This window comes from Listeria aquatica FSL S10-1188 (genome assembly GCF_000525795.1).
GTDB classification, from domain to species: domain Bacteria; phylum Bacillota; class Bacilli; order Lactobacillales; family Listeriaceae; genus Listeria; species Listeria aquatica.
Genome location: NZ_AOCG01000001.1, coordinates 1 through 14,750 on the forward strand (window position 1 = coordinate 1; position 14,750 = coordinate 14,750).

The window sequence follows — 14,750 nt, forward strand, 5'->3', positions numbered from 1 at the left end:
AAAAGGAAGGGGTTTTTAAATGGTTTCAAATTTGGTGATGTGGAGATTAAGAATCGCGTGGTTGTTGCACCGATGGCCGGCATTTCGAACTCTGCGTTTAGGCTGACGGTAAAGGAATTTGGAGCAGGACTTGTTTGCTGTGAAATGATCAGTGACAAAGGGATTGCTTATCGCAACAAGAAAACGATTGATATGCTTTATATAGATGAGCGTGAAAAGCCGCTTAGTTTGCAAATTTTTGGCGGAGAAAAGGAAACGCTTGTTGAAGCGGCGAAATTCGTTGCTGAAAATACAACTGCAGATATCATAGATATTAATATGGGCTGTCCAGTGAATAAAATTATTAAGTGTGAAGCTGGAGCTAAGTGGTTACTTGATCCAAATAAAGTGCATGACATGGTGAAAGCGGTTGTGGAAGCGGTAGATAAACCGGTAACAGTGAAAATGCGAATTGGCTGGGATGATGAACATGTCTTCGCGGTTGAGAACGCTTTGGCTGCTGAAAGTGCAGGTGCTTCTGCGGTTGCCATGCATGGTAGAACGCGTGTGCAAATGTATGAAGGGAAAGCCAACTGGGATATTCTTCGTGATGTTAAACAAGCTGTTAAGATCCCGTTCATTGGAAATGGGGATGTGAAAACACCTGAAGATGCCAAGCGGATGCTTGAAGAGACGGGTGTTGACGGTGTTATGATTGGACGTGCGGCGCTTGGAAATCCGTGGATGATTTACCGGACGGTGAAATATCTAGAAACGGGTGAACTTCTTCCTGAACCGGAACCGCGTGAAAAAATTGAAACGGCTTTACTTCACTTAGATCGTCTTGTTGCGCTAAAAGGTGAAAATATTGCGGTTCGAGAATTCAGGCAACATGCGGCTTATTATTTGAAAGGTGCTCGTGGAAGTACACGGGCGAAAGTAGCCGTCAACCAAGCGAGTGAAAAAGCAGAGATGGAAAAAATTCTGCGTGATTTTGTTGCTCAATATGAACAAAAAACGTTGTCTAAACAATCTTGATACATGGAAAAGTTGTCTAATTTTTAATTTAGACAACTTTTTTTCGTTTTAGGCTAGAAAAAAGAGGGGGTTTAAGCGTATAATGGATACATCTGTAGATATTGAAAAGAATAGGAGTGTCATGACATGAGTCACGAAAATCACGAAGAATTAAACGACCAGCTGATTGTTCGCCGTGAAAAAGTGGATACACTGCGTGCTGAAGGCGTCGATCCTTTTGGCGGAAAATTTGACCGTACAGCAAGTCCAGAAGAATTAGAAGAAAAATACAAAGATAAATCAAAGGAAGAATTAGAAGAAGCAGATATTGAAGTATCCGTTGCGGGACGAATCATGACCAAACGTGTGAAAGGGAAGGTTGGTTTTACGCATATCCAAGATCGCTTCCACCAAATTCAAATTTATATTCGTAAAGATAATATTGGTGAAGAGGAATATGCGATTTTTAAACAAGCCGATTTAGGGGATATTATCGGGGTTAAGGGAACGGTATTCCGAACGAACACGGGAGAACTTTCGGTGAAAGCAACGAATTTTATGATGCTTACGAAAGCACTTCGTCCGCTTCCAGATAAATATCATGGTTTGAAAGATGTGGAGCAGCGCTATAGACAACGTTATTTGGATTTGATTACGAATGAAGAAAGTCAAAAGCGTTTTGTTATGCGCAGTCAGATTTTAAAATATACACGTGATTACTTGGATGATCATGGGTACTTAGAAGTCGAAACGCCAGTACTGCACACTGTAGCAGGTGGAGCCGCTGCTAAACCGTTTATTACGCATCATAATGCGCTGGATATGGATCTATATTTACGTATCGCTCTTGAGCTTCACTTGAAACGTTTGATTGTGGGTGGCATGGATAAAGTATATGAAATTGGTCGAGTTTTCCGGAATGAAGGGATTTCGACGCGTCACAACCCTGAATTTACAATGCTTGAATCTTATGCGGCTTATGAAGATTTTGAAGATATCATGAATCTTGTGGAAGGTTTAGTTTCTTATGTTGCTGAAAAAGTAACTGGGGGAACAACAATTACTTATGGTGAGTATGAAGTGGATCTTGCGCCAAAATGGAGAAGAGTTCATATGGTCGATGCAGTTAAGGAATACACTGGGATCGACTTCTGGAATGTTACGACTGAGGAAGCGCGTGCGCTTGCGAAAGAACATCATGTGGAAATTACAGAGCATATGACTTACGGCCACATTTTAAATGAATTCTTTGAAACGTTTGTTGAAGAAAAATTGATTCAGCCGACTTTTGTTTATGGACATCCGATTGAAATTTCGCCGCTTGCGAAACAAAACAAAGAAGATGGCAGATTTACGGATCGGTTCGAACTTTTCATTGTGGGACGTGAACATGCGAATGCATTCTCGGAATTAAATGATCCAATTGATCAAAGAAAACGTTTTGAAGCTCAAATGGTTGAGCGAGAACAAGGAAACGATGAAGCGCATGAAATGGACGAAGACTTCCTGATTGCTCTTGAGCAAGGACTTCCGCCAACTGGTGGGCTTGGAATTGGAATGGACCGTTTGATCATGCTTCTTACAGACGCTCCTTCGATCCGTGACGTATTACTTTTCCCAACGATGAAGCATCGCGATTAAACTGGGATGACTGGATTTAGAAGTGTTTAGTGTAGCCTAAAGATGGTGTGCTTGCGCTTCTAAATTATGCTGTTATAATAGAGGTATTCAAATGAACGAAAACGTAGATGGGAAGAAGTACAAAGCGGGAAACTTAAAGAGAGAGTCCGGTGAGCTGGGAAGGACTTAGTGAAACGACTTTGGAAATGCATCCTGGAGTTCTTGCGGGAAATGAAGTATCGCAAGACGGCGCAGGTCGTTAAAACTAGTGATGAGGTGGGGCTTTTTAAGCTCAATCAGAGTGGAACCGCGCAAGGCGTCTCTGTTTTTATAGAGGCGTCTTTTTGTTTTGAATAAATGTTCGTTTGATGGGGAGTCTGCAAAAGAGGGATCTAGGAGGAAACGGCATGGTATGGAAAGTTAAGGAGGATTTGCGTGCGATCATGAAAAATGACCCAGCTACGCGAAATTATGTGGATGCATTTTTTACAAATGCAGGGGTCCATGCTATTTGGGCATATCGCTTGGCTCATTTTTTCTACAAGCGCAAACTCATACTTTTTTCAAAAATCATTTCGCAAGTGGCTCGATTTTTAACGAATATCGAAATTCATCCAGGTGCAGAACTTGGTCGGCGTTTATTTATTGATCATGGTGCTGGGGTTGTGATCGGGGAAACGGTCGAACTTGGAACGGATGTAGTGCTATTTCATGGGGTAACGCTTGGTGGAACTGGAAAGCATACGGGAAAACGGCATCCAACAGTGAAAAATGGCGCGTTGATTTCGGCCGGTGTGAAAGTGCTTGGTCCTGTGACGATTGGTGAGGAATCAAAAATTGGTGCGGGAGCTGTGGTTTTGAAAGATGTTCCACCTTATGCGACGGTAGTTGGGATTCCAGCTAAAGTTGTTAGGATTAATGGCAAATCTGTGGCGCATGCTGAACCGGATTTAGAAGGTTTATATGAACGAATTGAAGTTTTAGAAAAGAAATTAGCTCAATATGAGGAGAAAAAGGAGTCGATGGATAAATGACTTTGCAGATTTATAATACGCTCACGAGAGAGAAGGAAACTTTCAAGCCTATTGAAGATGGAAAAGTGAGAATGTATGTTTGTGGTCCAACGGTTTATAACTACATTCATATTGGCAATGCTCGTCCGATCATTGTTTTTGATACGGTGCGTCGCTATTTGACTTACCGCGGTTATAATGTTAACTTTGTTTCGAATTTTACGGATGTGGATGATAAGTTGATCAGGGCTGCAGAAGAATTGAAACTCACGGTACCTGAAGTTGCGGATAAGTTTATTGGTGCGTATTTTGATGATGTTGATCGTTTGAATGTCGCGAAGGCAACTGTGAATCCACGTGTTACAGAGAATATGGATGAAATTATTGAATTTATTTCTGCGCTGATCGATAAAGGCTTTGCTTATGAATCAGGTGGAGATGTTTATTATAGGACGCGAAAATTTGCCGATTATGGGAAGCTTTCCCATCAGCCAATTGAAGATTTGCGCCACGGCGCGCGAGTTGAAACCAATGAGCTGAAAGAGGAACAACTAGATTTTACACTTTGGAAAAAAGCCAAGCCCGGTGAAATTTATTGGGAAAGTCCTTTTGGAAACGGGAGGCCTGGTTGGCACATTGAGTGCTCTACGCTTGCCAAGAAATATTTGGGGGATACGATTGATATTCATGCGGGTGGTCAAGATTTGATTTTTCCTCATCATGAAGATGAAATTGCGCAATCAGAATCTTTAACGGGGCATACATTTGCTAATTACTGGATGCATAATGGCTTTTTAAATATTGATGGCGAGAAAATGTCGAAGTCACTTGGCAATTTTATCACCTTACATGATCTTCTCGAAGAAATTGATCCAAATGTGATTCGCTTTTTCATGCTTTCTGTGCAATATCGTCGGCCGATATCGCTTAGTGATGCGACGCTCAATGATGCTGCTAATGGTTTAGAGCGCCTGCAAACGGCGTATCAAAATTTGAAATATCGTCTTGAAACGGTTGAAGAGGACCACTTTGAATTGGAACATCAAGATGAATGGCTTGAACAGCTTACAGAATTGAAGCAACAATTTGAAGCGGAAATGGATGATGATTTTAATACGGCGAATGCGATTACGGCTTTCTATGAACTCGCAAAGCGTTCTAATATTTATTTAGCGCAGGACAAAGTTTCGGTAACGGTTCTCCGTGAGTTCTTGAGTATGTTACAGCTTTTTGCTAATGTCTTGGGTATTAAATTGGAGCAAGTAGCTGTTTCGGGGCTAGAAGATGCAGAGATCGATGAGCTGATTGAAGAACGGCTTCAAGCGCGAAATGAACGCAACTTTGCACGTGCGGACGAAATTCGTGATTTGCTGAAAGAAAAGAATATCATCCTAGAAGATACGGCGCATGGCACGCGCTGGAAACGGGGTTAAGCGATGCCTGGAGTTAAAGATTATAAACAGTTGAATGGCTTGACGCTCGCATATATGGGCGATGCCGTTTATGAAAAATTTATTCGTGAGCACTTGCTTGTATCGGGGAAAACGAAACCAAATCTGCTCCATAAGACGGCGACTAAATACGTTTCTGCAAAAGGGCAAGCGAAAGTTTTAAATCGACTTTTGGAAAGTGGCTTTTTGACAGAAGAAGAGGAAGCGATCTACCGGCGTGGTCGAAATGCAAAGTCACATTCGGTTCCGAAAAATACGGATCTTGCGACTTATAATTTATCGACAGCTTTTGAAGCGGTTATTGGCTACCTATATTTAGGTGAGGAAGAAAAGCGGCTGAACGAATGGCTGATTTTGGCAGTGCAAACGATTGAGGAGGAGAATCTGGATGGCAAAAAATGAAGATTGGATTGGTGGGCGAAATCCGGTTCTCGAGGCATTACGCTCAGGACGGGAAATTCAACAAATTTTAGTTGCAGAAGGCTCGAATAAAGGTGTTATGCAGCAAGTGATCCGCCTTGCAAAGGACCGGAAGATTGATGTGCGGTTTGTGCCAAAAGTCAAAATTGATAAGGTTGCTGAAGGTGCTCATCAAGGGGTTGCGGCACAAGTGGCTGCTTATCATTACTATGAGCTAGATGATTTATTTAAGCGTGCCGAAGAAAAAGGAGAGCAGCCATTTTTTATTATTTTGGATGAACTGGAAGATCCGCACAACTTAGGCTCAATTATGCGGACGGCGGATGCTGTTGGCGCGCATGGCATTATCATTCCTAAAAGACGTTCGGTTAGTTTGACGCAAACGGTTGCTAAAGCATCGACAGGAGCCATTGAATATATTCCGGTTGTGCGAGTGACGAATATTTCGCAAACAATGGAAGAGTTGCAAAAGCGTGGATTATGGATTTTTGGGACGGATGCGTCTTGTAGCAGTGATTATCGCACGATGGATGCGGAACTCGCGCTAGCGCTTGTGATCGGTAGTGAAGGAAAAGGGATGAGCCGATTAGTTCGTGAGAAATGTGATTTTCTTATTCATTTGCCGATGGTAGGACAAGTAACTTCACTCAATGCTTCAGTTGCTGCAAGTCTTTTGATGTATGAAGTTTATCGCAAGCGAAATCCGTTGGAGAGCTAAATGATGAAGCGGATATTGCTTGTTGATGGCTATAATGTCATAGGTGCCTGGCCGAATTTAAGCCGTTTAAAGGATCGTGATCTTGAATCAGCTAGGAATACACTTGTTGAATGGATGGCTGAATATCAAAGTTATTCGGGTTATCAGGTGGTCGTTGTGTTTGATGCCCAGTATGTTCGGGGTATTAAAAGAAAACTTCGTCAAAATAATGTGGATGTGATTTTCACGAAGGAAGATGAAACCGCGGATGAATATATTGAACGTAAAGCGGTAGAATGGAAAAATGCTAAGACACAGATCATGGTTGCAACGAGTGATTATGCGGAACAATGGGCTATTTTTGGTCAAGGGGCACTTCGGATTTCTTCGCGAGAACTTTTGTTTGAAATTCAAGAAATGGGTCGTGATATTGATAAGAAAATTAAAAGTATCCAAGAAGAAAAGCCTAAATCGAAACTAAACTTGGATTCTGAAGTGATTGAGCAGTTAGAAAATTGGCGAAGAGGCGAAAAATAGTCGTTGACGGCAGAAGTTCTGGTTCGTTATAATAAGGCAACTTAAAAATCTTCTTGAAAAGGAGTTTAGCCGATAGTGAAGCGTGAAAAAAAAAGAAGAACGTAATGAACTCGATTTGCTTGAACTTGCTCGAGAAGGGGATGCGGATGCGCTTGAATATTTCTTTTCGAAATACCAGCCGGTTATTTACTGGAAGGCTACGCAATATTTTTTGCAAGGAGCCGAACGGGATGATTTGATTCAAGAAGCTATGATTGGTCTTTTTAAAGCGATTCGCGATTTTGATCCAGAAAAGGAAGCCTCGTTCAAGTCATTTGCGGAAATGTGTATTAATAGACAATTGCTTTCGGCTGTGAAGCGCTCGCTAAGAAAGAAGAATATGCCGCTCAATCAGTCAATTTCGCTGGATACGCCACTTACTTCGGATGAAGAATCGGTGGACTGGACGTTATTAGATGTGATTTCAGAAAAACAAGCTGAAACTCCGGAAGATTTCTTGATAAAAAATGAAGATTTGACTGGGGCAGTCAAAAAATTAGAACAAGTTACTAGCCCATTTGAAAAAAAAAGTTTTGCAGCAGTATTTAGAAGGAAGAAGCTATCAAGAAATGGCTGAGAGCTTTGATGTGAAGGAAAAATCGATTGATAATGCCCTGCAACGCATTAAAAGAAAAATTGGGGCAGGAACTTTCTTGAGTAAAAACTGTAACAAAATATTCACAGAATTGGGTTTGACGTTTGGGGTCGACTAGTGATATATTTATAAAGGTGAATAGTCTTCTTTGAAACACCACGGAGTGAATAGTATCGGAGTTGAAAGAAGTCAATGAAAAAGAAAACTTCACTTGCATGTAGCGAGTGTGGCTCAAGAAATTACACAGTAAGTGCCAGTGGATCAAATAAGCAGGTTCGATTAGAAGTGAAGAAGTTTTGCCGGCACTGTAATAAACACACTTTACATCGAGAAACGAAATAGAGGTATTGGAGGTTTATCAAGCATGTCCGCAATTACGAGATTCTTTAAAAATGTAGCGTCTGAAATGAGCAAAGTAACATGGCCGACGCGTCAAGAAATGGTGAAATATACAGTAACTGTAGTAATCACAGTTATTCTTTTTGCTGTCTTCTTCATGGTCTTAGATTTTGGAATTGAACAATTGATTCAACTTCTTATGTAAAAGCTAGGATTTTTAAAAAAAAGAGTGCTATAATACTACTTGAGCTAAAACCCGATTGATACGGGTTTTTTGTTTTGAGAAAAATGAGTCTGAAGATAAATGATTAATTTCGAAGGAGGAAGGCAGCACAGGCTGTCAAAAAAATGTGATGGAAAAAAATTGGTATGTGGTTCACACTTATTCCGGTTATGAAAACAAGGTGAAAGCAAATCTTGAAAAACGTGTAGAATCAATGGGTATGTCGGATAAAATTTTCCGTGTAATCGTCCCTGAAGAAGAAGAAACAGAAGTTAAAAATGGCAAAACAAAAACAATCAAACGGAAAACGTTCCCTGGTTATGTGCTAGTTGAAATTGTAATGACGGATGACTCTTGGTACGTCGTACGGAACACGCCAGGCGTAACTGGTTTTGTTGGTTCGGCAGGATCAGGATCAAAACCAACACCACTTCTTCCAGATGAAGCTGACCGAATCCTGAAAAGTATGGGAATGGTCGACAAAGCTGCAGAAGCTGATTTTGAAATTGGTGAAACAGTTATGGTTAAAGAAGGACCATTTGCGGATTACTCTGGTAAAGTGGACGAAATGGACTTTGATAAAGGTAAAGCCAAAGTTATGGTTAACATGTTCGGGCGGGAAACGCCAGTTGAAGTTGACTTTGACCAAGTTGAAAAAATTTAACATAGAAAACAGTTCGCGTAAGCGGGCTGTTTTTTTTATGTGATTTTTAAATGCAACGAATTTGTGAACAATTAGCGAGCGCACTTCCTTTTTTTTTTCATACACGTATTCTAAAAGCCATGTTGCTATGCTACACTGAAACGTGACTAAAATGACATCAAGAAGGAGTTACAACATGTTAAAAAGAATAGTAGTAGTTAGTTTTGGAATGGTTTTGATAGCGGGAAGTATGGGGCTGATAAATGTCTACGCCGCTGGAAATACGAAGGATACAACATTTGACTTGCTTTTGAGACCATCTGCTAAATCTGCGGATTATGATCAAACGGGGTTTCGAAAAAAGAATAATACGTCAGCTGTATATATGAAAGTTAATTATGTGAAAAATAAGAAAAATAGGGTGCCTGCGTGGGTTCTTGGTGGTAACGGATGGACAAGTAAAAATTGTTCTGGCGGAAACTACTATAATGCGCATATCAGAGGAATAAAGCGAATGACAAACTATGTTCGAGAAGAAGGAAGAACAAGTGCAGCAATTAAGACAGGTGCTGACCCGAGACAAACGAATAATGTAGAAGGTGTTTGGAGCCCTGATTCGAGAAGATGATATACGCTCGATCGGTTGAAAATGAGCCGCGAATTTATATAGGCTTTTAGCAAAGGAGTGAACATACACAGATATGCATCATTATTTTATTCAAAGAATTTTGCACAAAAGGTCTTTTCAAATTGCATTGCTTATCGGAACGCTCTTGTCTTTGTTTTATTTGATTGCAGATGTTTTTCCAAACCGTTTATATGGTGGCTCACCATACACTAGATGGATTGAAAGTTTTACGGGTTCAGAGGTTCCGCAATTGCTATTTATGCTTATGCCGATTATTTCGGCAATGGCAGCGGCGGATATTTATGCGGTTGATAAGAAAAATGGCTTTTTCGCTCACATTTACACGAAAAATTTGCGAAAAAAAATATTTTATAAATTTATATGGTTATAATTTTTTATTTGCAGGTTTAAGTTTTGTTTTTCCTCTACTACTCAATATTTATGGTTGCTTCATGTTGCTGCCGAATCACCCACCGGATTTGTTAGTGACAACAAGTGAAGCCGTTCCCCAGATGTTTTCAACCACTTTATTTCCAGCGCTTTATTATGCCCATCCATTTTTACATATCTTGCTTTATGTTGGGATTGCATTTTTGTCTGCGGGGATGTATGCCGCAATTGCGCTTTCCGTTAGCTTTTTTGTTAAATCTAGCTTTTTGATTTTCCTTTCAGCTTTTATCGTTGATTACATTTGGACTTATTTGATTCCAATTGATTTGAATGATAGTATTTCCTATTTTCCAACGGTATTTTCGAGGCAAATTTCAACACCGATCTTGTCCTTTGAAATCATGCTGGTCGTTTGGGGATCGGGTGCTTTACTGGCAAGTGTGCTCTATGTTATCGGGGTGAAAAAGTATGTGGTCAAATAAGCTTCTACAAGTTATCTGGATGGATTTAGTGGAGAAAAAATGGCTGTTTCTAGGAGTTTGGATTGTTGCGAGTGCAGCGATCGTTAAAACAGTAATGGAAACGAAAAAGGAAAGTACCTTGCTTGTTGTTGGAAACTTTGGGGCTGGAGCTTATGAAAAATTGATACTGCCTTCATTCTTGATTTTGCTGTACATCTTTACGGGGAACTCACTAGAGTTAAATCGAATATTTGCTTGTGGTGGAAGGAAGCAAGTATTTGGAGAATTATTAAGGCGAGTGATTTTTACTACCCTTCTTTATGTTTTTTGTTATGCCTTTATCGTTTTCGCTGTGGTCGCAATAAAATATGGAGCGTCATCTTTGTTTTTTTCACTACTTTTTAAAGTTACTTTTACCTTGCTTAGTTTTTTATTCTTTATGGGTATCAGTTTTGTGATTCTTGTACTTGTTACGAAGTATTTTATTTTTTCGATGATAATTTTAGTGGCGATTCCATTTGTCGATCAAACAATTGATGTGTATTTTGATCGAACTTTTATTGTTTCTAAGGCTTTTTGGGATGGTGAATCCCCTTTGTTTTGGCAAGATGCGACTTTGAATGCGATTTATTTTGTTGGGTTAAGTATTTTAGTGCTTGTATTGCTCGAGGGGATCATCAAACAGAAAAGTTTTTACTAAGTGGGAGGAGTCTCTTTGAGTCAACTTTTTTTTATTAATGCAACGTGATAGACACTTGCTTTTCGCTCGAAGTTGGAAACGGCTTTTAGTTGGAGGAATTGTTCTAGCAGGGCTTGTTTTAAAAGAAATGCAAGGTTTTCACGACGAACAGCAAGCGAGTATTGGCGATTTGTTTGCTGTGATGGTTGGCGGAGTGACGGTAGAAGCTATTCGAGATCATGCACTTCTCTTCCCATATACGTGGTTTTTCTTACTTGTACTTCCTGTTGTGATCTCTTTTGATTTTGTGCGAGCAGATTTATTTGGCGGCGCCAGTCATATTCTTGCAAAGTCTTCTCGAAAAATTTACTGGCTAAGTAAATGTGTAGTTCTTGTCTTGATGAATTGTGGGATTTGTCTGGGATATCTGGGGATTATTGCAGGATTTGGCTATTTTATGGGGCTAGATGATTTTTCTCTAGAAAGAATCGTTTTTGTGCTTGCTTTTTTGTGGCTCGGCATGACCATAAGCTGTTTGATTTTTTCGCTCTTGTCGTTGTTTGTAAGAGAAATTACGGGGATTATGTTTACGATGATATTAGTCTGTAGCGGACTTCGGAGCACGAATCTTATTTTCCCGACAGGGCATTTCATGTGGATTCGACATTCAGAGTTTACGCGTTTTGCTATCTCAGATTCAATCACGGTTATTTATGGAATTTGTTTACTTGGGATAATCCTCATCATGGGGCTTATTGGCATTGACAGAATAGATATTTTAACAGCAAAGAGTGAGGAGTGAACGGATGGAAAATTATATTGAACTTAGGGAAGTTAGTAAAAGCATTAAAGGGAAAATGGTGTTGGATCGTGTTTCAGTGGATTTTGGAAAGAATCAAATTATTGGCATTCGCGGTGAGAATGGTTCGGGAAAAACAATGCTACTACGTGCTATTGCGGGGCTCATCAAAGTGCAAGGTGAAATCAAGATCGATCAAGTGAAGCAACTTGCAAACGGAAATTTTGCTAGAGAAATGGGTATTTTGATTGAGCATCCGGGTTTTTTGAATGAATTCACAGGTTATAAAAATTTAGAATTATTGGCGCTTTTGAATAGAAAGAAAAACGAGATTGGCGAAGTAATCACAGAAACATTGAAAGTTGTAGGGCTGGATCCTCATGATAAACGAAGATTTAGCAAGTATTCATTGGGAATGAAACAGCGTCTTGGAATTGCACAAGCGATTATTTTTAGACCCAAAGTTATTTTGCTTGATGAGCCGACGAATGCAATTGATGAAGTGGGGATCAAGGAAATGAAGCGCCTTTTTTTGGAATTGCGTAGGCAAGGAGCGACTTTGATTATTGCAAGCCATGACTCGTTGTTCTTGCAAGGATTGGCAGATGTGACTTTTAGTATGAAAAATGGCTGTTTAAGCGCAGGTGAGGCATGATGAAAAGAAAGGTGATTTTTTGGTGCTTATTTATTCTTTTTGTGGGTATTTTTGTTTCTGCGAGTGCTCTTCGGTACATGTACTTGAATGCATCTGGGTATGAAATTAGTGAAAGGACTTGTCAGTTTGAACGTGAGGTGGCTATGGGCAAATTGACGTACCGAGTTGGTGAGCCAAGAGTAGAGAAGGTCTATAGTAAGAGCTATGGAGATGAAGTTTTACGCTATTTCGTTCCGTTTCAAGCTGAAAATAAAAAAACGGATAGTCTAGTGAAACAGAAGGTTGCGATTGACCATTTAGTTATTGTGAGTGGCGGAAGAAAATGGGAGGTAGATCCGTTTGCTTCGAAAAAACTTAAAGTAAACCAGGGAATAAAGTGGGTTCTTCAACCTGGAGAAAAGACAAGTGGCGAGATGTTGATTGAAATTCCAATCGATAAAAAAGGGCGAGGGATACTATACGGCAGATATCTTAAAGAAATATCAATTGTATTTCGTGGAGCGTCATAAACGAGGGGCCGATAAATATAAATTTCAAAACTAACCTTGCTATCATGCTTGAATAATGGTATCATATAAAAGTACGTTTTTGCGTACTTTTTGTCGTGGGAGGGGAAATCTCAATCCCCATCATAACCACAGCACGGACTTAAGGAGGTATGTCTCGTGGCTAAGAAAGTTATCAAAGAAGTGAAGCTTCAAATTCCAGCAGGTAAAGCAAATCCTGCACCTCCAGTCGGACCTGCACTAGGTCAAGCTGGTGTAAACATCATGGGCTTCTGTAAAGAGTTTAATGCTCGTACAGCCGATCAAGCTGGTCTTATCATTCCTGTTGTTATCAGTGTATTTGAAGACCGTTCGTTTACGTTCATCACTAAGACTCCGCCAGCTGCTGTTTTGCTTAAAAAAGCTGCTAAAGTGGAAAAAGGATCTGGTGAACCTAACCGTAACAAAGTTGCTAAAGTAACTCGTGCTCAAGTACAAGAAATTGCTGAACTTAAAATGCCTGACCTAAATGCTGCAAACGTTGAGTCTGCAATGCGTATGGTTGAAGGTACAGCTCGTTCTATGGGATTCACTGTAGAAGACTAAGTTTAAGTAATTCTGAACAATAAGGAGGAAAAGAAATGGCTAAGAAAGGTAAAAAGTATCAAGAAGCTTTGAAAAAAGTAGATACAGCAAAAGCGTATTCTGTTGAAGAAGCAGTAGCGCTTGCTAAAGAAATTGATTTCGCCGGTTTCGATGCAACTGTTGAAGTAGCATTCCGTCTTGGCGTAGATCCTAAAAAAGCAGATCAACAAATCCGTGGTGCCGTAGTACTTCCAAATGGTACTGGTAAAACTCAACGTGTTTTAGTGTTCGCTAAAGGAGAAAAAGCAAAAGAAGCAGAAGCTGCTGGCGCTGACTTCGTTGGAGATGCTGAATATGTTGAAAAAATCAACCAAGGTTGGTTTGACTTCGACGTAATCGTAGCTACACCTGACATGATGGGTGAAGTTGGTAAACTAGGCCGTGTGCTTGGACCAAAAGGCTTAATGCCAAACCCTAAAACTGGTACAGTTACGATGGATGTAACAAAAGCAGTAAACGAAATTAAAGCTGGTAAAGTAGAATACCGTGTTGATAAAGCCGGGAATATTCATACTGCAATCGGAAAAGTTTCGTTTGATACGGATAAACTAATTGAAAACTTCCGCACTGTAAATGATGTGCTTCAAAAAGCTAAACCAGCGGCAGCTAAAGGAACTTACGTGAAACATTTGAGCGTAACGACAACTTTTGGTCCTGGAATTCAAGTAGATCCAGCGTCGCTATAATACTAGCTTGACGCCCTCACGGTTTTTTGTTAAACTAATGGAGGCTTATAAGTGAATATCCTTACCGTAGACAGCAGGTACACAATTGTGTTTAAATTTGCCCGCCGAGGAGATTAACGATAAAGACAGTTTTTGCTGTCTTCTTGACCCTTGCTGATACGGTGGCAAGGGTCATTTTTATGTAGCTGATATCGTTTTGGACGGAGGTGTAAAAATGAGTGCAATCTTAGATGCTAAGAAAAACAATGTTGAAGAAATTACAACAAAACTTACAGACAGTGTATCTACAATTATTGTAGACTATCGTGGACTTAATGTAGCAGAAGTTACTGAATTACGTAAACAATTACGTGAAGCTGGTGTTGACTTCAAAGTTTACAAAAACACGATGGTACGCCGTGCTGTTGAAGCAAAAGGTTTTGACGGACTTGAAGAAGTTCTAACTGGACCCAATGCTATTGCGTTCAGTAATGACGATGCTGTTCTTCCTGCTAAAATTTTGAATGATTTCGCGAAAGATCACGAAGCACTTGAAATTAAAGCGGGTATTATTGAAGGTAAAGTATCATCTGTAAGCGAAGTCAAAGCTCTTGCAACACTTCCATCGCGCGAAGGTTTGCTATCCATGCTTTGCAACGTGTTACAAGCGCCAGTCCGCAACTTCGCACTTGCTGCGAAAGCTGTAGCTGACCAAAAAGAAGAACAAGAAGCTTAAGTTTATCGAAAGGGAATTTAGTTCCCTAATAAAA

At 40.1% G+C, this 14,750-nt stretch carries 20 protein-coding genes, 1 pseudogene and 2 other annotated features; all 21 genes and pseudogenes read left to right on the forward strand.

Going from position 1 to position 14,750, the window contains the following annotated elements:
* The first annotated feature begins 39 nt into the window (after window positions 1-39).
* The 21 genes and pseudogenes from dusB (at window position 40) to rplJ (ending at window position 14,716) form a co-directional block, all read left to right on the forward strand.
* Window positions 40-1,017, forward strand: coding sequence for a tRNA dihydrouridine synthase DusB (gene dusB, locus MAQA_RS00005; protein ID WP_036070361.1), 978 nt, complete (start codon window positions 40-42; stop codon window positions 1,015-1,017).
* Window positions 1,018-1,143: 126 nt separating this feature from the next.
* The gene (gene lysS, locus MAQA_RS00010) at window positions 1,144-2,637 is read left to right on the forward strand and encodes a lysine--tRNA ligase (RefSeq protein WP_036070099.1); all 1,494 of its coding nucleotides are present in this window, start codon (window positions 1,144-1,146) and stop codon (window positions 2,635-2,637) included.
* A gap of 95 nt (window positions 2,638-2,732) precedes the next feature.
* Window positions 2,733-2,943, forward strand: a binding site (T-box leader).
* Window positions 2,944-3,023: 80 nt separating this feature from the next.
* Window positions 3,024-3,650, forward strand: a complete 627-nt coding sequence (gene epsC, locus MAQA_RS00015) for a serine O-acetyltransferase EpsC (protein ID WP_036070106.1) — start codon at window positions 3,024-3,026, stop codon at window positions 3,648-3,650.
* A complete protein-coding gene (gene cysS, locus MAQA_RS00020; RefSeq protein ID WP_036070110.1) occupies window positions 3,647-5,062 on the forward strand; it encodes a cysteine--tRNA ligase in 1,416 nt (471 codons plus the stop codon). Before epsC ends, cysS begins: the two co-directional genes overlap by 4 nt.
* Before the next feature lie 3 nt (window positions 5,063-5,065).
* Entirely contained in the window at window positions 5,066-5,482 is a 417-nt protein-coding gene (locus MAQA_RS00025) for a Mini-ribonuclease 3 (protein WP_036070112.1), read from the forward strand.
* A complete protein-coding gene (gene rlmB, locus MAQA_RS00030; RefSeq protein WP_036070114.1) occupies window positions 5,469-6,218 on the forward strand; it encodes a 23S rRNA (guanosine(2251)-2'-O)-methyltransferase RlmB in 750 nt (249 codons plus the stop codon). Before MAQA_RS00025 ends, rlmB begins: the two co-directional genes overlap by 14 nt.
* A 3-nt stretch (window positions 6,219-6,221) precedes the next feature.
* A complete protein-coding gene (locus MAQA_RS00035; protein ID WP_036070364.1) occupies window positions 6,222-6,734 on the forward strand; it encodes an NYN domain-containing protein in 513 nt (170 codons plus the stop codon).
* An 82-nt stretch (window positions 6,735-6,816) separates the two neighbouring features.
* Window positions 6,817-7,411: pseudogene (locus tag MAQA_RS00040) on the forward strand (RNA polymerase factor sigma-70); the annotation flags it as partial.
* Window positions 7,412-7,560: 149 nt separating this feature from the next.
* Window positions 7,561-7,710 (forward strand): 50S ribosomal protein L33, encoded by a 150-nt coding sequence (gene rpmG / locus MAQA_RS14020; RefSeq protein WP_077913506.1) that lies wholly within the window; start codon window positions 7,561-7,563, stop codon window positions 7,708-7,710.
* 22 nt (window positions 7,711-7,732) lie between these two features.
* On the forward strand, window positions 7,733-7,912 hold the full coding sequence (secE, locus tag MAQA_RS00045; protein WP_036070117.1) for a preprotein translocase subunit SecE: 180 nt from the start codon (window positions 7,733-7,735) through the stop codon (window positions 7,910-7,912).
* Between the two features lie 148 nt (window positions 7,913-8,060).
* A complete protein-coding gene (gene nusG, locus MAQA_RS00050; RefSeq protein ID WP_036070118.1) occupies window positions 8,061-8,594 on the forward strand; it encodes a transcription termination/antitermination protein NusG in 534 nt (177 codons plus the stop codon).
* Between the two features lie 175 nt (window positions 8,595-8,769).
* Entirely contained in the window at window positions 8,770-9,201 is a 432-nt protein-coding gene (locus MAQA_RS00055) for a DUF2712 domain-containing protein (RefSeq protein ID WP_036070120.1), read from the forward strand.
* Between the two features lie 73 nt (window positions 9,202-9,274).
* Window positions 9,275-9,592, forward strand: a complete 318-nt coding sequence (locus MAQA_RS00060) for a hypothetical protein (RefSeq protein WP_036070122.1) — start codon at window positions 9,275-9,277, stop codon at window positions 9,590-9,592.
* 61 nt (window positions 9,593-9,653) lie between these two features.
* A complete protein-coding gene (locus tag MAQA_RS00065) occupies window positions 9,654-10,073 on the forward strand; it encodes a hypothetical protein (RefSeq protein ID WP_149023257.1) in 420 nt (139 codons plus the stop codon).
* Window positions 10,060-10,752, forward strand: coding sequence for a hypothetical protein (locus MAQA_RS00070; protein ID WP_036070124.1), 693 nt, complete (start codon window positions 10,060-10,062; stop codon window positions 10,750-10,752). Before MAQA_RS00065 ends, MAQA_RS00070 begins: the two co-directional genes overlap by 14 nt.
* 55 nt (window positions 10,753-10,807) lie before the next feature.
* Window positions 10,808-11,533 carry a hypothetical protein gene (locus MAQA_RS00075; protein ID WP_149023258.1) on the forward strand — a complete coding sequence of 242 codons (726 nt, stop codon included), beginning with the start codon at window positions 10,808-10,810 and terminating at the stop codon, window positions 11,531-11,533.
* Between the two features lie 4 nt (window positions 11,534-11,537).
* The gene (locus MAQA_RS00080) at window positions 11,538-12,185 is read left to right on the forward strand and encodes an ATP-binding cassette domain-containing protein (protein WP_036070130.1); all 648 of its coding nucleotides are present in this window, start codon (window positions 11,538-11,540) and stop codon (window positions 12,183-12,185) included.
* Window positions 12,182-12,694, forward strand: coding sequence for a hypothetical protein (locus MAQA_RS00085; protein ID WP_149023259.1), 513 nt, complete (start codon window positions 12,182-12,184; stop codon window positions 12,692-12,694). Before MAQA_RS00080 ends, MAQA_RS00085 begins: the two co-directional genes overlap by 4 nt.
* A 156-nt stretch (window positions 12,695-12,850) precedes the next feature.
* Window positions 12,851-13,276 (forward strand): 50S ribosomal protein L11, encoded by a 426-nt coding sequence (gene rplK / locus MAQA_RS00090; protein WP_036070142.1) that lies wholly within the window; start codon window positions 12,851-12,853, stop codon window positions 13,274-13,276.
* A gap of 35 nt (window positions 13,277-13,311) precedes the next feature.
* Entirely contained in the window at window positions 13,312-14,001 is a 690-nt protein-coding gene (gene rplA / locus MAQA_RS00095; RefSeq protein WP_036070143.1) for a 50S ribosomal protein L1, read from the forward strand.
* 46 nt (window positions 14,002-14,047) lie between these two features.
* Window positions 14,048-14,190 (forward strand) — a sequence feature (ribosomal protein L10 leader region).
* Window positions 14,191-14,215: 25 nt separating this feature from the next.
* Window positions 14,216-14,716 (forward strand): 50S ribosomal protein L10, encoded by a 501-nt coding sequence (rplJ, locus tag MAQA_RS00100; protein WP_036070145.1) that lies wholly within the window; start codon window positions 14,216-14,218, stop codon window positions 14,714-14,716.
* Window positions 14,717-14,750: the final 34 nt, after the last annotated feature.